Origin of the sequence: Roseovarius sp. (assembly GCF_048262375.1) — a bacterium.
In the GTDB taxonomy this organism is placed as follows: Bacteria; Pseudomonadota; Alphaproteobacteria; order Rhodobacterales; family Rhodobacteraceae; genus Roseovarius.
Map to the genome: position 1 here is coordinate 16,556 of NZ_JBLXFE010000020.1, position 21,358 is coordinate 37,913.

9 protein-coding genes are annotated in these 21,358 nt (G+C 57.7%); 5 read left to right on the forward strand and 4 right to left on the reverse strand.

Annotated elements, in window-relative coordinates:
- Positions 1–464 precede the first annotated feature (464 nt).
- The 4 genes from ACN0SW_RS16665 to ACN0SW_RS16680 are packed head-to-tail and all read left to right on the forward strand — an operon-like array spanning position 465 to position 14,356.
- Positions 465–4,004 (forward strand): helicase-related protein, encoded by a 3,540-nt coding sequence (locus tag ACN0SW_RS16665; protein ID WP_417729057.1) that lies wholly within the window; start codon positions 465–467, stop codon positions 4,002–4,004.
- On the forward strand, positions 3,998–8,170 hold the full coding sequence (locus ACN0SW_RS16670; RefSeq protein WP_417729058.1) for a sacsin N-terminal ATP-binding-like domain-containing protein: 4,173 nt from the start codon (positions 3,998–4,000) through the stop codon (positions 8,168–8,170). Before ACN0SW_RS16665 ends, ACN0SW_RS16670 begins: the two co-directional genes overlap by 7 nt.
- Positions 8,148–11,054 (forward strand): DUF1156 domain-containing protein, encoded by a 2,907-nt coding sequence (locus tag ACN0SW_RS16675; protein ID WP_417729059.1) that lies wholly within the window; start codon positions 8,148–8,150, stop codon positions 11,052–11,054. The genes ACN0SW_RS16670 and ACN0SW_RS16675 overlap by 23 nt, the downstream gene beginning before the upstream one ends.
- A gap of 11 nt (positions 11,055–11,065) precedes the next feature.
- Positions 11,066–14,356 (forward strand): DUF499 domain-containing protein, encoded by a 3,291-nt coding sequence (locus ACN0SW_RS16680; protein WP_417729060.1) that lies wholly within the window; start codon positions 11,066–11,068, stop codon positions 14,354–14,356.
- Between the two features lie 107 nt (positions 14,357–14,463).
- Here ACN0SW_RS16680 and ACN0SW_RS16685 read toward each other — a convergent pair whose 3' ends face one another.
- The 3 genes from ACN0SW_RS16685 to ACN0SW_RS16695 all read right to left on the reverse strand — a co-directional run bounded on the left by ACN0SW_RS16685 (position 14,464) and on the right by ACN0SW_RS16695 (position 16,584).
- Positions 14,464–15,381 (reverse strand): nucleotidyl transferase AbiEii/AbiGii toxin family protein, encoded by a 918-nt coding sequence (locus tag ACN0SW_RS16685; protein WP_417729061.1) that lies wholly within the window; start codon positions 15,379–15,381, stop codon positions 14,464–14,466.
- Entirely contained in the window at positions 15,371–16,213 is an 843-nt protein-coding gene (locus ACN0SW_RS16690) for a type IV toxin-antitoxin system AbiEi family antitoxin domain-containing protein (protein WP_417729062.1), read from the reverse strand. Before ACN0SW_RS16690 ends, ACN0SW_RS16685 begins: the two co-directional genes overlap by 11 nt.
- Before the next feature lie 122 nt (positions 16,214–16,335).
- Positions 16,336–16,584, reverse strand: coding sequence for a helix-turn-helix domain-containing protein (locus ACN0SW_RS16695; protein ID WP_417729063.1), 249 nt, complete (start codon positions 16,582–16,584; stop codon positions 16,336–16,338).
- A 337-nt stretch (positions 16,585–16,921) separates the two neighbouring features.
- On the opposite strand from ACN0SW_RS16695, the gene ACN0SW_RS16700 reads away from it, so the two are divergent.
- Positions 16,922–17,824: an ArdC family protein gene (locus ACN0SW_RS16700; protein ID WP_417729064.1), complete on the forward strand. Its 903-nt coding sequence runs from the start codon at positions 16,922–16,924 to the stop codon at positions 17,822–17,824.
- Positions 17,825–17,850: 26 nt separating this feature from the next.
- Here ACN0SW_RS16700 and ACN0SW_RS16705 read toward each other — a convergent pair whose 3' ends face one another.
- Positions 17,851–21,249, reverse strand: coding sequence for a TM0106 family RecB-like putative nuclease (locus tag ACN0SW_RS16705; RefSeq protein ID WP_417729065.1), 3,399 nt, complete (start codon positions 21,247–21,249; stop codon positions 17,851–17,853).
- Positions 21,250–21,358: the final 109 nt, after the last annotated feature.

A 21,358-nucleotide genomic window follows, 5' to 3' on the forward strand; every position in this document is an offset into this window, starting at 1 on the left:
GTTCCGCAAGATGTGCGCTGTCATACAGCGCCAAGATTTTTCGGCTCATTGTGACCCGGCAAGGGGGTCGCTGCGCACCCCCGTTGCATCCCCTGGGCTAATAGTGGCCAGACAGATATCCTTGGGAGGACAAACAAAAGGAATTCCGATTTTACATATTTCAAAACTATACGTAGGGGGGCTCCCAACGAAACACTCGAATTGTCTAGAGTATCCCCTTCGTGTAGAAAGATGCATCGCATCTGGATACATAAATCTACTCATCATATTGGGCAGGTTTCGTTGAACAGCTGGCGTATATCGGCGCGGTGGCCCGATAGCGGATTATGGCGCAGGCGGCGGTCGGAAATTTGCAGCACCGGCATGAACCGCTCTGCTAAGAATTTTCTGTGCGGAACTGCCTAGTTCAGGTCGACGCAAACGGGTTCTCCGGAGCCCAAGATAGGGGACAAGGTCATTATACCATGATGCGTTTAGAAGAGATCATTTCCGGTGTTCGCATTAAGGGCATCGTTCCTGGCGAGACTGTCGAGATCATCGCCGGCCGCTCATACGGTCCAGACGCCGTCGAAGTGACCTACAAGTCGGCTGGCGGAGCGGTTGAACAGACGATCATATTCCGATCGTCAGAGGCTATTCTTGAAGCCGAAGCATCCACGCGCAGGTTCGCGTTCGATGGTGACGGCCACCTCATGCGCCTTGTTTCGGAGGCGCTCCGCATTCGTCTCGCTCACCTCTTCGATCCGTTTCTTGCTGTGCGGTCATCACAGATCGACGCGCTCCCTCACCAGCTTACGGCGGTCTACGGAGAAATGCTTCCCCGTCAGCCGCTTCGCTATCTCCTCGCGGACGATCCTGGTGCCGGAAAGACGATCATGGCAGGCCTTCTCATAAAGGAGCTACTGATCCGAGGTGATCTGGAGCGTTGCCTGATCGTTGCTCCGGGCAGTCTCGTTGAGCAATGGCAGGACGAGTTGCGCGACAAATTTGAGATGAACTTTGACATCCTAACGCGCGATCAGATTGAGGCGGCCGCCACAGGCAACCTCTTCGGTGAGAAACAGCGTCTCATCGCAAGGCTCGACATGCTTGCACGATCGGAGGATCTGCAGACGAAGCTTAAGAGCGCTCCGATGTGGGATCTGATCATTTGCGACGAGGCGCACCGGATGTCCGCCAGCTTCTTCGGGAACGAGGCAAAGTACACAAAGCGATATCAGCTGGGCGAGCTGCTCGGCGAGATGGCTCGGCATTTCCTGCTGATGTCCGCCACGCCTCACAACGGCAAAGAGGCCGACTTTCAGCTCTTTATGGGTCTGTTGGATGCCGATCGTTTTCAAGGCAAATATCGTGAGGGCGCTCGCAAAGTCGACGTTTCTGACATGATGCGCCGCCTGACGAAGGAAGAGCTTCGTAGATTTGACGGCACGCCTTTGTTTCCGGAAAGACGAGCATACACGGTCTCGTATCAGCTCTCCGAGAAGGAGGCTGTGTTATACGAGGGGGTTACCCGATACGTGCGCGAGGAGATGAACCGCGCGGATCAAATTCAAGAAGGCGGTGAAAAGCGGCGAAACACCGTGGGGTTCGCGCTTCAAATTCTTCAAAGGCGACTGGCCTCATCACCTGCGGCTATTCACGAGTCTTTGCGTCGCAGGTTGGCTCGCCTGGAGGCCCGCCTTGAAGAAGAACAACTGCTAAAGAAAGGTCGTGACGTTTCCCTGACCTCCTCGCCACTGCCTGCCTGGAACGAAGATGACCTCGAAGAGGCGCCAGAGGAGGAGATTGAAAGCCTCGAGGATCAGGTTGTCGATCAGGCAACGGCCGCTCGGACAATCGCCGAGCTCGAAGCGGAGATCCTCGCGCTGAAGGAACTCGAGGTGCTTGCGCGAACTTTGCGAAGGTCCGGAGAGGATAGCAAGTGGCGCGAGCTGGACCAAATCCTTGACCATCCGCTGGTATACGATCCCACAAACGATGTTAGACGCAAGCTGGTTATCTTCACGGAGTCGCGTGACACCCTTGAGTATCTCAGCTCTCGGATTCGCGCACGGACGGGGGAAGAAGACAGCGTCGTAGTTATCCACGGCGGTGTGCCTCGTGATCGACGCCGAGCTGCAATCGCTTCCTTTAACGATGATCCAAACGTTCGTTTCTTGGTGGCGAATGACGCAGCGGGCGAAGGTGTAAACCTCCAGCGCGGGGCTCACCTGATGGTCAACTATGACCTTCCCTGGAATCCAAACCGTCTAGAGCAGAGGTTCGGCCGTATCCACCGCATCGGACAATCTGAGGTCTGCCACCTCTGGAACTTGATAGCCGGAGAGACCCGAGAAGGCCAAGTTTACGCGCGCCTCCTAGAGAAGCTGGAAACGGCGAGAGAGACACTGGGTGGGAAAGTCTATGACGTTCTCGGCGAGCTCTTTGAAGGGCGCGCCCTCCGGGAAATGTTCATGGAGGCGATCCGGTACGGCGAGCGGCCAGACGTTAAGGCGCGGTTGTTCGAGGCTATCGATGGAGCAGTCGATCGCAAACGCATCGAGGAGCTTGTTGCCCGAAACAAACTGACAAAAGAGGGACTAGACGCTGCGACCATTACAGCGCTGAAAGAAGATATGGAAAGGGCCGAGGCTCGCAGGCTTCAGCCAAGATACATTCACTCTTTCTTTGAAGAGGCGTTCGGCCTTTCCGGCGGAGTGATGAGGGCGCGAGAGACAGGGCGCTACGAGGTCAGCCGTGTTCCCGCGATACTGAGAGATCGAGATCGACAGATCGGCCGAGGCGATCCGGTACTTCCGCGATACGAGCGCATTTGTTTCGACAAAGACAACATAGCGGGAAAACATCAGGCGGCCCTCGTTTCTCCGGGGCATCCGCTTCTGGATTCCGTACTGGACCTTACGCTTGAACGCTACCGGGCGCTGCTAACTCAGGGTGCGGTTCTGATAGACGAAAGCGACCAGGGCACTCGATGCAGGACGCTCGTTTATCTGGAACACTCGATTAAGGATGGCCGTGCGGGTCCTAACGGTCGCGCGCGGTTGATATCCCAGAAACTGCAGTTCGTCTTTATCGATGACTCCTTCAACGTTCAGGATGGCGGCGCTGCCCCATACCTGGATTTTCGCCCGGCCACAGCGGACGAATTCCACTTGGTTACAGAGCGGCTACTCAATCCGAGCGCAACAGCTTCCGTGCCGGCATCTGGAGCGACCGCAAGTGCGACGATCGAGGACGTGGCGCGTGGATACGCGATTGCCGAGTTAGTGCCGCGTCACCTTGAAGAGGTTCGATCTCGCCGCCTGAATGAGGTCGAGAAAATCGAGGCTGCTGTGAAAGAACGCCTACGCCGGGAAATTCTTCATTGGCAACATCGCGCCCTGGAACTTGAGCGTGAGGAACAAGCAGGGAAGCAACAACGGCTCAACTCTCAGAACGCTCGCAGGCACGTGGACTTGCTGACCGATCGGCTCGAGAAGCGTCTTGCGGAGCTTGCGAGAGAGCGGTCGATCTCGCCATTGCCGCCAGAAATCCAAGGGGCTGCCCTTGTAGTGCCAATAGGCTGGCTACAGCAGTTCTCAACTGCTGGTGGCGCGAATGACGGTTTGGCGGAAGGACGGGAGCGGATAGAACGGCTCGCGATGGACGCCGTGATGGCCAGCGAGCGCGCCTTGGGGCGCGAACCGAGAGATGTCTGTTCAGAGAACCGCGGCTACGACATCGAGAGCCGTGAGGTAGGCGATGGCAAACTTCACTTTATCGAAGTGAAGGGGCGACATGACGCTGCGGACACGATCACAATTACCCGCAACGAAATGCTGACAGCCTACAACGCCGAGGACTCATATGTGCTGGCAGTCGTTCAGGTTGAATCTGGCTTTGCACGTGAGCCAGTCTACGTGCGGAAGCCTATTCATCTATTCGGACCGGAGCCGGGGTTTGCCGAAGTCTCTCGCGTCATACATTTGGGTAAGATTCTGAACGCCGGAGGTCCCCCGTGCTAGCCGCTCGACCTCTGTACTTCGATAGCGTTCAAGCCAAAGCGTCAAAACGCTGGAACCAGCTTGAGGAAGATCCCGAACTCGCCGGCCCATGGCATCAGCTGTTCCGCCAGGTTCAAAGTCCGCGGCATGTCCTGTCTGAACTCCTACAGAACGCTGACGACGCGCAGGCCAAAGGGGCCTCCGTTCGGATTCAAGATGGTGTGTTCGTTTTTGAGCATGACGGTGGTGACTTTACCGAGGAGCACTTCGGCTCCCTTTGCCGGTTTGGCTACTCCAGCAAGCGCTCACTGCACACCATCGGGTTTCGCGGCATTGGGTTTAAGAGCACCTTCAGCCTCGGTGATGACGTCTTTCTGTCGTCACCCACCTTGTCCGTTCGGTTCTCCCGCAAGAGGTTCACAGAACCGCACTGGATCCCGGAAGCTGCCGATAACGAAGGGAAGACAAGCGTCCGGGTCTCAATAAGCGACGTCCACAGACAGCGCGAGATTGAAGGCAATCTTGCTGAGTGGATCGATAGCCCGATCTCACTGCTGTTCTTCAAGAACCTAAGGCGCATCACAATTGGCGATCGGACGATCCACTGGGGAAGTCTAGGCCCGGGCCCCGTGCCAAACTCTGAGTGGATGGCCATGTACGGCGACGAGGACAACGCCGTCCTGGTGGTCCGGTCTGAAGCTGAGCCTTTCCCTGAAGAAGCTCTGGCCGAAATTCGTGAAGAGCGTACGCTTTCATCGGATGAGCAGGCCGAATTCCCGGCAAGCAAAATTGAGCTGGTGCTCGGTGTCGAAGGCAGGCTCTTTGTAGTCTTGCCAACGGGTGTGAAGACCCAACTCCCCTTTGCTTGCAATGCCCCGTTCATTGCTAAGCCGGATCGAAATGACATCAAGGATCCAGCGATCTCGCATACGAACCGATGGCTCCTGGAGCGTGCGGGAAGGCTCGCAGCCTCAACGATGCTCGCGTGGCTTGCACAAGGCGCTATCACACCGGCCGAGCGCAGCGGGGCCTACCGTCTCATGCCAGACGTCGACCGGGAGGACAGCTCTCTTTCGGGCGTTTGCGGCACAATTGTCGAAGAGACTTTTTCTGATTCAATCGATGATGAGGCCATCCTCCTCACGGAGGAGGGAGGCGTGGTTCTCGCAGATGAAGCCGTCATCGTTCCTCAAACCATCATAGACGTTTGGTCGGCGTCGCAGGCGGCGGAGTTCTTAGACGACGATCATCGCCTCACGCTCTCACCGCATGTCTCGCTTGATGATCGCACTAAGCTCAAGCGCTGGAACCTTGTTCGCGAGATCGACAAATCGGCGATCCTCAAGATCTTGAAGCAACGGCATCTCCCCAAGCCCGCTTCGTGGCGCCAACTGATGATGCTGTGGGGCTATATCGCCCCCGAAGTGACTAGCTACTATTTCACCGGAGCTGAGGACCTGCGCATCGTGCCTGTCCAGGGCCAGGATGTCCTCTGTGCCGGTGCGGAGGTCGTCAGACTGGGCGAAAAGAAGCTCCTCCAGTCTGATGGCGACTGGCAGTTCCTTTCCGGGCACCTTACGGCACTAAACCAGAACTGGACTCGATTTCTTGCTGACCAGCGCCGTCTAGCCAACGACGGGGATGACGAAGCTCTCCAAGAGGTCGTTAATGCGGCCTATGCCGTGCTTGAAGAGACAGGTCTCGATGCAACCAGCAATGCTGATGCTGTTGTCAGCCGCGTTGCCGCGTCGTTTTTTGCCTTGGATCAGGTCGAGCTTACGGACTGTGTAAGGTTGGCTCACATTGCAGCCAAGCTTGGTGCGGCAGTCGACGACGAGTTTCATTTTGCCACACGCGATCGAACGCTACGCGAAGCGTCGTCACAGATATTTGTCGACGAGGATGGATGGCTTCAGGATCTGATCCCTGACGATTTGTGGGAGAGTTCTCTCCTTCACCAAGACTACACCGCGTCGTTCACATCATGCTCTAGAGAAGATTGGTCGAGGTGGGTTTCGCAGGGAAGTTCCACTCTCCTGACGTTCGTTCCACTGGAGGCGGTTCGCCAATCCATCTACGGCCGGAAAAACATCGAACGCGAGGCGCAAAAGCGCGGCTTCGCGGCACCGATAAGCTATCCCTATGTAACAAGCAGTTTTGCCATAGAGGACTGGGATTTTCCCGCGGTGTACTGGACACATTGGGAAGGGCAGGCCGCGAGCGATCCCAAGGTTTGGGTACGAGTTGCCGAGAAGTTACTGTCTCAAGGCGAGAGCTATTGGTCGGGAGCAAGATCGGCCCGCATCAAGCAAATAGCCACGACAGGTAGAGGCGCCTCGATCGTTCCTAATCAGCTCCTGCCCACATGGGTACTGCGGCTTCGGGGGCTCGCCTGCCTACCCGACACGCATCAAATTCCGCACAAACCCAGTGACCTTATGCGCCGCACGCATGAGACCGAGAGTCTCATCGATATCGAGCCGTTCATCTACGGGCTGCTCGACCGAGAACCAATGCAGCCACTTCTCGATCTTCTCGGTGTCCGCAGCACGCCTCTTGGACCAGCGAGCCTTCTTGCGCGGCTTCGCGTGTTCGCAAAGGTGGACAGGCCGCCCATCACCGAAGTGGAGCGGTGCTATCGCCGCATAGATCAGATGGCGGAGACTGCCTCAACTGCCAATCTTCAACTCATAAAGGACGCATTCCAATCTGAACGTCTGATCTTGACAGAGGATGGAACGTGGTCCTCTGCGGGCAGCGCTTTCATTCAATCGGATGAGGACGATGTTCCAGGCGCCGCCGTAGTGAGAGCCTCAGTCGCCGACTTGTCACTTTGGACGCGGGTGGGAGTCCAGCAGCGTCCTACCGCAGAGCTCGCCATGATCTGGCTTAAGAAGCTATCACCCGGCCAGCTCGCGTCTGAGGACCTCCGGCGCGTCCGCGCCTTGTTGCCGCGCTATCCGCAGCACATCTGGAACGAATGCGGTCATTGGCTAAATCTGGCTGGCGAATGGGTACCAACCTCGTCACTTGAGTACGCACTGAGCATGCAATCGCTCATTGCATGGTCACACCTCCATCTATGGGTGAAGCAGCAAACTGCGGACATGACAAAGCTGTCTATGGTGACCACCGGCGACACGCCATTCTCGGAGATACCGGCTTTGGCTGCCCATGTTTCGGAGCGGTTCCATCAAGCTCCGAACGATGGAAAGCTCATGAAGAAGGATTGGCTGACTGCGCTAGGCGTGGACCTTTCCCGTGCCGAGCTTGAGTCAGATGACGAAACAAATCGGGTGCGCGCGATTGCTGCTCGGCTTGCCGAGACCCGGTGGCAGGTTTCACCACAGCTGGAAGTTATTCCCTATTTGGGCGGCGTGCCGGCCGGTCTCCCACGCCGATCCGATGTGCTTTGGGTGGATCGCGTCCTCTACGCTGATGATCTTCCAAATGGAAAACTAGCCAAGCGCGTTCCTGAGGAGATCGGGCGTCAATTCGCCCGACCGGATGTTAAGGCCGCGCTCGACTATGGCTTCGATCGTTCACCAGAAGCGGTGCGGGACTACCTCGAAGAAAATTTCACATTGGCGGAGTTGGCCCAAGCTGACTTGGGCACCGAGGAAGCGACTTCGCAAGACCAGCTTGCAGCCGATCCTTCGCCTGACCCCAAGGGAACAGAGCCCCAAGGCGCATCTGCGCATGAGGACGATATCGAGGATGCCGAAGAACACGATTCGGAGCAGCAGCCGGCGCCTGCGGAACCGAAGCCCCCATCTCGACAACCCGCGCCGCCTACGCCGAAACGCCCAGAGATAATGGAGCGCTTCGCGAAGTCGCGCGGCTACAAGAAGGACGACGACGACCGCTATTTTCACTCTGACGGAAGCTGGATCGCGCGAGAACGCGATTCACGGTTCCCCTGGGCCAGCCACAATCCAAGCGGGGAAGTGATCCGATACTATTGGCCAAAAGATCATTGCCTGGAGCGTGATCCGCTTCAGCTCGAGGCCGACATATGGGGCCTAATTGATCACCATCCCGACACCTACGCGCTCATCCTATCGGACCAAGATGGGGCGGTGTTGGAGGTCACGGGAGGTCACCTTCGGAGCCTAAAAGATCGAGGCAATATCAAACTCTACCCTGCAACCTATAGAATTGTTTATGAGCATGACCAACCCAACTAAGAAGAAACTCATCGAAGTTTCCCTCCCGCTTGAGGCCATCAATAAGGCCTGCGGCGAAGAGAAGTCCGTCCGTCACGGGCACCCCTCTTCAATGCACCTGTGGTGGGCGAGGCGGCCGTTAGCGGCTTGTCGTGCCGTGATCTTCGCGCAGTTGGTAGATGATCCATCATCCTGGCCCGACAGGTTTCCCACTTCCGAAGATCAGAGGAAAGAGCGCGAGCGCCTTCACAAGGTTATCGAGACAATGGTGCCATGGGAGGTATCCAGCAACCCCCACGTAATAAATGCTGCCCGTTGGGAAATCGCCAGGTCTGTCGCTTGGGGTCTGGAGAGGGAACCTCCTGCCAAATCAGACCCTGACGGGGTCCTGGCGTTCCTGCAAGAATACGCGCCTCCGATCTACGATCCGTTTTGTGGCGGGGGTTCGATCCCGCTCGAAGCCCAACGGTTGGGATTGAGAGCCTTCGGATCGGATTTGAATCCTGTTCCAGTTCTCATCTCGAAAGCATTGGTTGAGATACCGCCGAAGTTTTCCGGGGAAGCGCCGATAAATCCGGTGAGGGACCTCCATAGGGCCTGGAAAGGCGCGGAAGGGCTTGCCGCAGATTTGCGCTACTACGGATTATGGATGCGCGACGAGGCCGAGCGCCGCATCGGTCATCTGTATCCAAAGGTGCCGTTGGCAGGCGGTGAAGAGGCCACGGTAATCGCATGGATTTGGACGCGGACCGTTGCTTCGCCCGATCCTGCAGCGAGGGGCGCTCACGTCCCTCTCATGTCATCCTTCATTCTGTCGGCAAAAGCGGGGAAGCAAGCTTGGTCGGAGATCGTCCGTGATCCGAGTGCTCCAGAGGGTTGGCGTTTCGACATCAAGAGCGGGGCGCTCACGGCCGATGACCAGAAAATCAAGAAGCTGGGAACAAAGGCTGGCAAGGGCCAAGCGTTCGTGTGTGTCCTCACGGGCACGCCGATCGATAGGACGTATATTCAAGCTGAGGGGAAGGCCCAGCGTCTCGGGATGCGCCTCGTTGCGATAGTGGCAGAGGGACCGAAAGGTCGAACCTACCTTCCCGCAAATGAACACCACATCGCGGCCGCGGCGGATCCGACTATGTCTTCTGTCGCAGCAGAAGCGCGGGCGACGTTCCTAAATGGGTCGACGCCAACTCGCGCTATGATCACCGGAGGTGTCTGTTCGGCCTATGGGCTTTCTACTTGGGGCCACCTTTTTTCGGACCGGCAGTTATTTGCGTTGGTAACGCTTTCGGACTTGGTGGGAGAAGTCAGGAAAAAGGTCATCGCCGACGCAAGCTCTGTAGACTATCCGCTAGGAGAGCCGCTGCGGCAAAACGGGGTCGGCGCTTCCGCCTACGCTGACGCAATCGCAACCTACTTGGCATTTGCGATAGATAAGACCGCCGATCTCAACAACAGCCTCGCCCGATGGGAACCGATAGCACAGTGTCCGAGACAGCTCTTCGCTCGGCAGGGCATGGCTATGGTCTGGGACTTTGCCGAAGCCAATATTCTAGGCAACAGGTCCGGAAGTTTTCTAACCATCGTTGAGGGTCAGCAAAAGTCTCTCGCAGCGACTTTGCGGTGGCAGACGAAAGGGCTTTCGGGAACGATTACGAACAAAGCGGCGCAGGATAACTCATTCCTGCCTGAAGCAGTTTTCTCTACCGATCCCCCGTACTACGACAACATTGGCTACGCCGTCTTGGCCGACTTCTTTTACGTTTGGTTGCGGCGATCATTGAACGACGTGTGGCCGGACCTTTTCAGGCTTAGCTCCACCCCGAAGAAGGAAGAGTTGGTTGCGACACGGCACCTTCATGAGTCTCCGGCGAAAGCCGAGGCGTTCTTTATGAATGGAATGTCTAGCGCACTTCAAAATGTCCGTGCCTCCTCGTCCGACGATGTACCGGTCACGATCTACTACGCGTTCAAACAGTCCGAGGTCGCGGATGTCGGTATCACTTCCGCCGGATGGGCTTCCTTCCTCCAGGCGGTTTTCGACTCTGGCTATATAGTGGATGGCACTTGGCCCATCCGCACAGAGAATGCTAGCCGAATGGTGGGCCAGTCCGCGAACGCGCTGGCATCTTCGATCGTATTGGTGTGTCGAAAGCGTTCACCTGTCGCCGCGGTAGCAACAAGGCGCGAGTTCGTCTCTAGGCTAAAACAGGAGATGCCCGCCGCGTTAGAGAAGATCCGGGATGCTGGGGTCGGTCCTGTTGACATGGCTCAGTCGGCGCTAGGGCCAGGCATGGGGATATTTACCGGCTTTAGCAAAGTCTTGGAGCCCGATGACTCAGAAATGCAAGTTCGAACGGCCATCGCCCTCATCAACGAAATGCGTGAGGACATTCTTGGAGAGGAAGACTCCCACTACGATGCCGAGACACGGTTCTGCATCGACTGGTTTCAAGCTTTTGGTTCCGGCGACGGCAAGTCAGGTGATGCGATCGGAATGGCAAACGCATATGACCTTGGCCTAGCAGACCTCGAATCCGCAGGTGTGTTCTATGCCAAGGGCGGTGTCGCCCGCTTGCTAAAACGTGCGGAACTGCCAAGCAACTGGAGCCCGACGACTGACAAGCGCCTGACCCACTGGGAATGTGCGCAGCACTTGATACGGATACTCGAGGCCAAGGATGGCGGCGAGGCCAGCGCGGCGCGGGTGGTGGCTGCAATGAACCCTGAGGACGCAGGGGCCGCCCGTGCTTTAGCTTACCGTCTCTATGACATTTGCGAAAAGAAGGGTTGGGCTCAAGAGGCCCAAGTCTACAATTTACTGGCCGAGGAGTTTCCACATCTCGAGGAGGCAGCTTTGGAATTTGAAGGCGAGCGCGGACCGGCTCAGTCAGTGCTCGACTTTTAGGAGGAATAACGATGACCAATTCATACGGGGTAAAACAGGCAGTCGATGCGGCCCTTGAAGCGCTAAGGATCGGGCTCTCGCCTTTTGTTGCCGATCAAATGAAGCAACGGCATGGAGCCAACTGGCGCCAGTTCGCAAGCCGCGCTGCAGGTGGTGATGCCAGAGGCGAGCTCGATGTGTACGCTCTGCTCAAAACCATTCTGGATAACTACGGCGACGTATTCCGCCACGACGTTCGTCTGCGCAAAGCTCGCAGCTACGTATCACTCGCACTGGATGCCCGAAACTCATCCTCGCATTTCGACGGGTTGATGCAGGACCGTGAAGCACTGCGCTACCTCGACGCCATTCGTGAACTTCTGGATGCCGTCGGTGCAAAGCCTCAAGTCAAGATTGTTGATGAGCTCTACGAGCGTCAGAAGTCGGCAAATCCTGCTGCCGAGAAGCAGATCGGCAAGGCGGAGACACAGCTTGACGAGCCTCCGATGTCCGACAAGCTAACCCCTTGGCGCGAAGTAGCCCAGCCTCACCCAGATGTCCTAGAGGCTCGCTTTACCGACGCGGAGTTCGCCGCAAACTTGGCTCACGTAGATCAAGGGATAGGATCAGAAGAATACACTGACCCGCTTGCATTCTTCCGGATTACATACCTGACAGAGGGCCTGAGCAGAGTCCTGCGATCCGCGGTAGAGCGGTTCGCAAAAAAGGGCGGTGACCCCGTCATTGGTCTGCAAACAAATTTCGGCGGCGGTAAAACCCACACGATGCTCGCGCTCTACCATTTGGCAGGAGCGCGGGCGGCAAAGTATGCCCCGGAAACACTGAACGGCACGTCTGCCATCTTCGATGCGGCAGGTGTTGGAACTTTGCCGGAAGTGAAGCGCGCTGTCTTCGTCGGGACGCACAAAGGACCAAGCGAGGTCATGCATGCGAGCGATGGCCGCGAGGTTCGCACCGCTTGGGGCTACATCGCATATTGTCTCGGCGGGTGGGACGCGGTGGACATCATCGCTGACTCCGAAAGGAGCCGGACTAATCCGGGCTCTGAACGCCTCGTACGAATTTTGGAGGCGGCAGCTCCTTGTCTCGTTCTGCTGGACGAGGTCGTAGCATTTGCCAAGCAGCTGCGCGGCGAGGAGTACGAGGCCTTCCACGCATTCATTCAATCGCTGACTGAGGCTGCGGCATCCGTGCCTGGTGCGATGGTAGTGGGATCGCTTCCAGAGTCAGACATGGAGGTTGGTGATCAAAGAGGCGTCGATGCACTTCGCCGGCTCGAGAAGCTCTTTGGGCGCGTGCAGTCTGCCTGGACGCCAGCCAGTGGAATGGAAACTTTCGAAATCGTTCGAAGACGCCTCTTTCAGACATTGGACGAAGACGGTGAGAAGGCGCGCGACGCGACGGTTCAAGCTTTCAGCAAAATGTACCGCGACAATCCCGCAGACTTCCCACCGGAGACGCGCGACGCCGCCTATCGCGAGGAGATGGTACGCTCGTATCCTATCCATCCTGAAGTCCTGAAAAGGTTCTCGGAGGACTGGTCGACACTCGAAAAGTTCCAACGCACGCGCGGCATTCTGAAAATCATGGCGAATGTCATCTACGCGTTGTGGAGAGGTCAAAGCACAGCGCCGATGATCACCCTTGCGCTGCTACCGCTGTCGGAAGACAAAGTCCGCACAGCTATTCTGGAGCCCTTGGACAAGTCCTATGGTCCAATCCTTCAGGCGGAGGTCGACGGCTCAATGGCGCTTCCGGCCAAGATGGAAGCCAGCCGCAAGCGATTTGGCGACGTCATAGCAGCCACTCGTGCCGCCCGAGCCGTGTTTTTGGCCACTGCTCCACATATGGGTTCCGCCCGCGGTGGGCTTACGGGACCAGCTTTGCGCCTTGCCTGTGCGCAGCCCGGTGATCAGATCTCGATCTTCGGCGATGCGTTGCGGGAGCTCTCCGAGCGCTCTGCTTATCTGTATCGGGAGGGTGACCGCTATTGGTTCTCGACGCAGCCGACACTCAATCGTATTGCCGATGAGCGCGCGAAGGACATTTCAATCGATGATGCCGATGAGGAAATAATCGCAGTCCTGCGAAAGGAGCAGTCGCAAAGAGGCGGCTTCCATCGAGTACACGCAGCTCCAGACAACCCGGTAGACGTCGAGGACGCGCGCGCGGTCGCTCTTATTCTGTTGCCGCCGGCCTTCAGTCACGCGCCACGAGGCACCGAACTCAGTTCGGCTGAGAAAATCGCTTCCGACACCATTCAGCGCCGTGGAGCTGGACAAAGACGTTTTCGCAACTCACTTGTTTTCGTTGCTGCCGACGAAAGCGGCCTAGACGCTTGCCGGGAAGTGGCGCGCAAATTCCTGGCGTGGCGCTCGATCGTAAGCGACGAAGCCATGGCAGATGGCCTTACGAAGACACAAGCCGAAGATGCAGCTTCCCGGATGCGATTGGCATCGGAGGGGCTGGCACAGCGCGTGCGCAGCACATGGTCCCACGTGATAGTTCCTGCAGCAGCTGCGGAAGGGTCGCAGGGGGTAGGGGCTGCGGCGGGGTTTGTACTCGAACACTCATCCATTGTGAATCGGGCTCCCGGCCGCCCAGTCCCTCAGGCGGTGTACGACAAGCTCAAAGCTTCCGGCATCATTATCGATGAACTCGGGCCTGACACTTTGCTTGCTGAGCTTCGCAAGGTTTGGCGAGATGATACGCCTCATATTTCGGTTTCCACTCTACTCGATTGGTTCGCGTCCTACGTCTATCTTTCCAGACTTCGCGATGATGCAACCCTCACGCTTTCAATCGAAAAGCTCATTGGTAAGATAGAGTCGCCGATCGCGTTTACGAGGGGTTTTGACGAAGCCACCGGCAAGTATTCTGGTGTCACCGAGTGGAGCGCTTCCCTCGGAAATGCGACTGCGACGGGCCTGCTCGTGTGGCGAACGGCGCTGCCAGCCGCAGTTGCCGAACATCAGTCAGGCAGCAGTACTGAGCGAAACGAACGAAGAGACCTGCCGGGGGGAGGCACGCCAGCCTCCGCAGGCGAGAAAACATCGCGGCAGCCCAAGCGGTTCTACGGTTCAATAACGCTGGATCCCGATCGCGCCGGCCTACAGGTGGCTGCCATAGCCAAGGAGATACTCTTCGAACTTGGAAGGCCGGAGGGGTCGCTCCTCAAGATTACTTTGGAAATCGAGGCGACCGCAGCAGCTGGGTATCCAGACGACGTAGTGGGCGTCGTAAAGTCGAATCTTCGCGATTTGAAGATTAATCCCAGCGATGTCGGGTTCGAAGAGGAATAATCTCTTCGGGAGTGCGGCGCATAGCGTACGGCCGTGACGTTCATGACCGATGCGCGTTGTGGAATGCGAAAGGGACGACCTGGAGCAGCGCGATCTGCCGCGTCCCGCTAGACCCCCAAGTCTTCGATAAGCTTTCGCAGTTCTGCATGCTTCTGGGGGTTGCCTGTCTTCAGTTTTTCGAGGTTCTGCAGTTTCCATTTGACGGCTGGAAGGTCGGCCGCCTGCGGTAGTCCGATCGCGTCAAAGTCAGGCTCGCCATCGTGCAGGCCCAGCAGAAACTTCATTGCCGCATCATCGAGCGATGAGAGCAAATCCTTGAACAGCCTCGAGCGTACCGCGCCCAGTTCTTCAACCGTCACAGCCTCTGCCGTCATGCCTTCAAACTCGGCAACGAAACGCTCATCGAGGGGCTGCGGCGCAGCGCGGAGCAGTTCGTGCGTCGGCCGCCCCGAGCTGGCGACGTATATCAGGAACGTGCGGAAGAGCGCAGTCGTCAGCCCTTCGTTTTCGTAGAGCAGCTTAACGTCGAAGAGGTCGCGCGGATGCTGGCGATCGGTCGCTGCATGCAGCTTGCCGCCGAAGAGGTCCTCGAATGCGAGGACCTGCATCTCTGCGAAGCCGTACTGATCCGTCACCACATCACTGACCGGCATCAGGATGGGCTTGTGCACTGTGCCCCGCGAGACGGGCGAGGTTTCGATCTTGATGCCCACATTCTTCTGTCGAACAAGGATGCGCGTATCGTTGTCGCCGCCGCCGGCGATCCGTTTAATCTGCGCATCCGGCATGACCTTGGTGAGATCGCCGAGGATCGCTTCCAAGCCTGCATCGATTGCCGCAAGCGAGGTGGTACGATCTTGGATCGGGAGATAGGTGAGGTCGATATCGACCGAGAGCCGCGGCATGTCGCGGTAGAAAAGGTTGATTGCAGTACCGCCTTTTAGCGCGAAGACTTCCTGCTTCGCGATGGAAGGGAGACAGCGTACAAGCAGGCGTACCTGATCTTCATAGATTTCACGCGCCATCGTTTGCCCCCGTGCCCACGAACTCTGCGGGCATCGTTATCCGATAAGCGGGATGGAGCTTTCCGCCTTCCACCAGCATGCGGTCGCCGCTGCCGAGATCGACATCGTTGTGATTGAGGTACTTGCGCCAGGCATGCGCGTGACGATCGGCAAAGGCGAAGAAGAGCCGCTTGGTCTTGACGCTGCGGCAGTCTTGCAGCAACTGCATCATCAGTTTGGGGCGCACATTTGCCATCGACTGGAACATGACATCGACAAGATGGAAGCTCTCGCGGCTAGGCACTTCATCGATCGTCTCCAGAAGCGCGCGTTCCGGCGAGGACTGGCGTATCGGCCATAGCCAGGGGCTCTCGCCGAGCTCTTGAGAGTTCTTTTCTTCGAGCGAGAAATCCGTGTGCTCGACGCCCAGCCTGCTGTCCCCAAAGAGCGAGCCTTGCCGATGTACGAGCTTTGCTCTGAGCGGCAATTTGGGAAGCCAGTTCGGCATCTCACCATGGACATAAAGTTTGCCGGGGCCGGAAAGGCGGAGATAGTGAGTGTGGCCGTGTAGCTCCATCGCGGTGGTGCCCGCGACGTGGAAGCTGTAGTGCATGATCCATTGCGCCGAGAGCACGGGTATCTTCCAGTCGCGCTCTGCGTCCTGATTGTGCCCGCGTGTGAAAGGTCTGCGATATAGGCCCTGTGTTGGACGCTCGAGCCAGCCTGAGTGCACATAGGTGGAGGCGAGCTGGCGGGATATGGTCCAGCTCGTGAGCGTGCGTGAATCCACGAGAAAGCCGGGGGGCACGGTCTCGATAAGGCTCTTTAGCTTGTCTTCCTTTTGTCCACTCATGGTTGACATTATAACACGATCTCAAAGTGTGTTCCAGTATGCTTTGAATACCTTAGAATATGTCAAGTCAAAATGGACATCTAAGCGGCAAGGCAAAGCGGATCGGACTTAGGAACAGCCGTTCAGAACAGATCTTCGATCTCCACGGCGGCCTTTGAACGGCTCTGCACGACTAGCTCCAGGTCGAGCGCCGCCAGCACATCGGTAAGCGTCTTAAGCTGGATGCCGCCTTTGCCGCCCTCAAGCTCAGAAATCGTCGCCTGGCGCAAATTCGTCTTCTCACTAAGCTGCGTCTGCGAGAGACCCTTCAGTTTCCGCTGACGCCTGATCGCGGCGCCCATCTGGCTTGGAATGCGTACAACGCTGACCACGGCATTTCCTCCCTAAGCGGAAATATACTCCATACCGTATAATCCGGCAATATACGTTTAAGCGTATAGGGGGCGTCCGCGGTATGGCCTGAGTATCTGATGGCTCGGGTCGTTCACTGCGGGCGAAACGATCCGCCCTCCTGACATGCTGTTCCCGGCGAAAGGCCTCGTCCTTCTTTGATGGGCCTTCTGGCGGAAGATCCGTCCTGCCCGCAACGGCTTTGCCGTCTTTCGCTTTGCACGCCCCTTCGGGGTGCAGGCCGTCCGTCCGTCCGCCTCTTCGAATGCCATCAGGCCGCGGCTTCTCGCGGGTCCTGGCAGACAAGAGGAGACAATCATGACCACGCAGAAATTCGACATCCACCAGGAGATCACAAACCGCATCGTAGATGCCATCGAGAGCGCCGGAGACTTCAAACTCCCCTGGACCAGATCACACGGCGGCAGTTTCCTCCGCCCAGCCAACATCGCTTCGGGCAATCCCTATAACGGCGTCAACATTCTCTCGCTTTGGGTTTCGGCGATGGCGAGCGACTACCCCTCGAATATCTGGGGCACCTACCGCCAGTGGCAGGCGCGCGGCGCACAGGTGAAGCGCGGCGAGAAATCCTCGCTCGTCGTCTTCTACAAGCAGATCACTTATCGCGATGATCATGATCATGATGATGGTGACGATGATCAGGGCGCTAACGAGCGGCTAATCGCCAAAGCCAGCCACGTCTTCAATGCGGCCCAGGTTGAAGGCTACGTGCCTGAGGCAGAAGCTGAGCTTCCTGAAGCTCCGGTATTCGATCCGATCATCGCCGCTGAAGAGTTCGCCCGTGCGACGGGTGCGCAGATCAGGGAGGAGGGGATGCGCGCCTGCTTTATTCCATCCCTCGATGAAATCCACATGCCCGAACGCCGGCGTTTCACCGGCACCGAAACGATCAGCGCGAGTGAAAGCTTCTACGCAACGCTCTGCCACGAACTGGTGCACTGGTCGGGAGCGAAGACACGGCTGAAGCGCGATCTATCGGGGCGCTTCGGTTCCGAAAGCTACGCGATGGAAGAGCTGGTCGCCGAGCTTGGTGCGGCTTTTCTCTGCAGCGATCTGAAGATCACGCCGGAGACGAGGGTAGACCACGCCCAGTACATCGCCAACTGGCTCCGCGTTCTGAAATCCGACAAGAAGGCCATCTTCACCGCCGCCTCGAAGGCGAGCGAAGCCGCCAAGTGGCTTGCAGAAAGGAGGCCGTGATGCGGGAGCAGATCAGGCTCGCTGGCTCATGCGGCATCACCGACTTCAAGATACCGGCAGAATGCGTTGGCAAGTTGCATCTGCCTTGGCGTCTTGCATTCCGCCTCAAAGACGTGAGGCGATGCTACCAATATTGCAAGGCACTTGGCCCTTGATATCGCAACGTTGAACCGGTTCGCGCTGTAGAGGAACTCCATGCCCCGCGGAGCGTCTGCATGACTCGATGTTGCCATCGAGTAGATGGCGATGGGCGCTTCCTGTCCCTGAAATTTATCGACTGTACCAACCCTCGCGCCCGGTGGCAGGCGCTGCTGAATCTCGAAGACCTGGGCGTTGTAAGGCGTGATGACAAGGATGTCGTCGATTGTGACGGTCCGCTCGTCGCCCTTGCGATCGATCCAGCGTGCGTTGGAGCCTAGAATGGTCATGACGATCTCCATCACCACCCCGGCTTCCTCGATGGAGTAGCTCTTGTTGCCCATATGGGGCACGCTGACATAGCGCAGTCCGGCCCCCTGCCATTGGCTATCGGACAGCACGCGCTGCTGCTCACATCCATCTACCGCGTGGAGCTTGTCCTCGTAGAATAGCTCAGAGTCAAAACCGCATATCGCGGGGCACATCCGCCATGTCTCGGAAAGGAAAAGGCCTGCAGACGGATCAATCGTCTGGCGTCCGTTCAGAACATGCTCAAGTGAGGACACTCCTGTTCCTTCTGGGTGGGTTCCCTGGCTGGGTTCATCAAGCTGCTGCGGATCGCCAAGCAGGATGAGACGCTCCGCGGCGTGTGAGACGGCCAGGACATTGGCAAGCGAAACTTGGGCGGCTTCGTCAACGACGAGTACATCGACTGTCTCGAACGCATCTTCACGCGACCAGAGAAACCCGGTTGCACCTGCTACCTGGCAATGGCCCGATGCCAATGCGCCAAGAAGCTCCTCGTTGTTCTTCGCAAAGACAAGCCGGTCCTGATCGTCCTCTTTTTCCTTCGCCTTCTGGATGCAGTTCAAATCCACTTTCATTTCTGCGGCAGCCTCAAGGACCTTATCCAGCAGGTTCCTGATTACCTTGTGGCTGTTGGCAGTGATGCCGACCTTGAGGCCGAGCTGAACAAATCTGCAAATCATTCGCGCGCCGGTGTGCGACTTCCCTGTTCCGGGCGGGCCCTGAATGGGAAGCACGCCCTTTTCAAAGACGCCCGCGAGCCGAAGCGCCGCATCAAGTGTGTTTTCCCCTTCGGCGATTATTTCCGCGCCGCCAAGGGACGGCGGAAGGCGACGCACAAGATCTCTTGCGGCAATGTATGGTCCCTCGCCGGCAAGGCCGTGCTCGGCGACAAATTCGCCGATACGCAGCAGGGAATCGGCCTGCTCTTTGCCGGGAACGATCTCGTGGGTGTAGACAGCGCTCGGGTGTGTCCCGGCGGTCTTTCCCATCTTCTTGATGTCGATCGTTCTGTCTTTGCTTGAAATTGCCGCGACCTCGCCAAAAGTTTCGCCGCCGACGCTGCGCAATTTCTTCTCGGGACGGAGGTCGGTGTCTTGCTGAGGAAACAGATAGCGATGGACCGGGAGGCGGCCCTCTGCAGGAACCTCCTTAAGAAAGACGAGGCCGGACACAGCCGCGCGCTCATCCAGAAGCTGATCAGCGTTGAGCGCTTCGAGCCTGAATTTTTCCCAATACTCCGCTTTTTCCTCGCGTCGGTTCCAGTCGAGGATGTTTGCCAAGATCCATTGGGCCTGCTGTTCATCCGAACGCTCGCGGGGGTCTACCGGGATGCCATCCGACAGGCGGGCGACGAGATCGTTCACCCGTTGGATGCGTTCTGACAGCTCTTCACTGGGTGCATCGTCGCCCGGAGCTGGGCGGGGCACGGGTGTGCCGCTGGCAACGAGTTGCCCGCGCAATATCTCAAGCCAGTCACGCAGAGCTTGAGTCGATGCGCAATCGTCCTGATTGTATCCTTCTACGGCGATCCTCTCCGCATCGGATATCGATGCCGTGTCATCTAGCTCTAGACCTGCCTGAAGTGCTGAGAGGGCGACATTCGCTTCAGTCAGGGGGACTCGCCGCTCATATCCGTAGAACGCTTCTAGGCGCTTGATTGAGTAGCTTTCGACGCTTGCGCGAATGCCGCCGCGAACCACGCTGTAAAGATCGACGAAGCGGTGCCCTCGCAAGAGATTGTCGATCTCCCCCTCACGGGATGCGTATCGGCCCATCAGGCGCTTCAGCGCTGCGGGCTCATAAGGCGCATAGTGATAGATATGCAGGTCGGGATAGGTCTCTAGCCGCGCCGTGACGAAGTCCACGAATGTCTCGAAGGCAGTTTTTTCTTCCTCCCGCGTGAAGCACCAATCTGCCGTGTACGCTGAAGTCCCGTCAGCGCCGCGATACTGGTAGCCGAATAGGTACTCCAGTCCGTGCTCTCCGACGAACGGGTCGCCTTCAAGATCAAAGAAGATATCGCCTTCGCTCGGCTCAGGCAGCAAGCAGAGCCCGTAGCGGGGCTCGATCGGGAGAAGCTCATGCAGAAGCTCGCCGGATGTCCGTGACTGCAACTGGATAGATGCCTGGCTCCTTGTCTTCTCGTAAGACTGAACCGCTCCGCGCTTCGGTTTCCACGGCATGGGGCTCGGCAACTCGGCCAGCTGCGCGAGGCGGCTTACCCCGTTCTCGACCAGTTCAGTGATCTGGTTGCGCGATATGCCTGCCACAAAAGTGAGGTGGTCGTCATCGCGAAGCCGCTTCTCGCAGGTTTCGCGCCACCGGCAGATATCGCAGTGTTCGTTCGGCTCCGGGTAGGTCTTCAGCTCCGCGCCCAGCGTCGCTGTTTCAGCACTGCTCCTCGCCTTCCGGAAGAACGCTGAATAATCGGCAATGCGATAGGACTGCGGTGTGAAGTCGGTCCATGGCACAACCACATACGCATGTTCAGGGGCGGCGCCCTGAGCCAGGCGCAGCAGTTCCGAATAGAGGCATAGCTGCAGTACGGTGCCCCCCTTGGTTTCTCGTGCCAGCTTGGTATCGATCACCTCATAGGACCACGCCCCAAGGTCGCTCGGACGTTCGACCCGCCGAAGGATATCCGCGCGGCCCGACCATCGCCCAGAACGAAGGGCAGCCTGAACGATCACAGCCTCACCGGCGCGCATCGCATTCAGCGTCTGCTCTACGCTTGCGTCGGTGATGTCGACGCCATCGATTGTCACCGGATTGAGCCCGAGGCTCTGGAGGTGTTCGAGATAAGCGCGCTCGTGCCGAAGTCCGCGCTCTTGCAGAATTTCCAGGAGGGGGTCCCAATGAGCAGGCTTGGCAAGGCCGCCGTTAGCCACTGCCATGTCGAGCGCCGTCAGATGCTCGCAGTTCAAGTGTCCAACTAGATCGGAAGCACTGAGTTGAAATTGATCGCCTGTATATCTCATCCGACTAGGCTACTGTTTTCACGACGTAGAAAACAATAGATAACAAGAACATCTCCCCATCGATCGGCATACAAAATAGCTCGGGTAAGCCTGATCGCGCACTATTTCG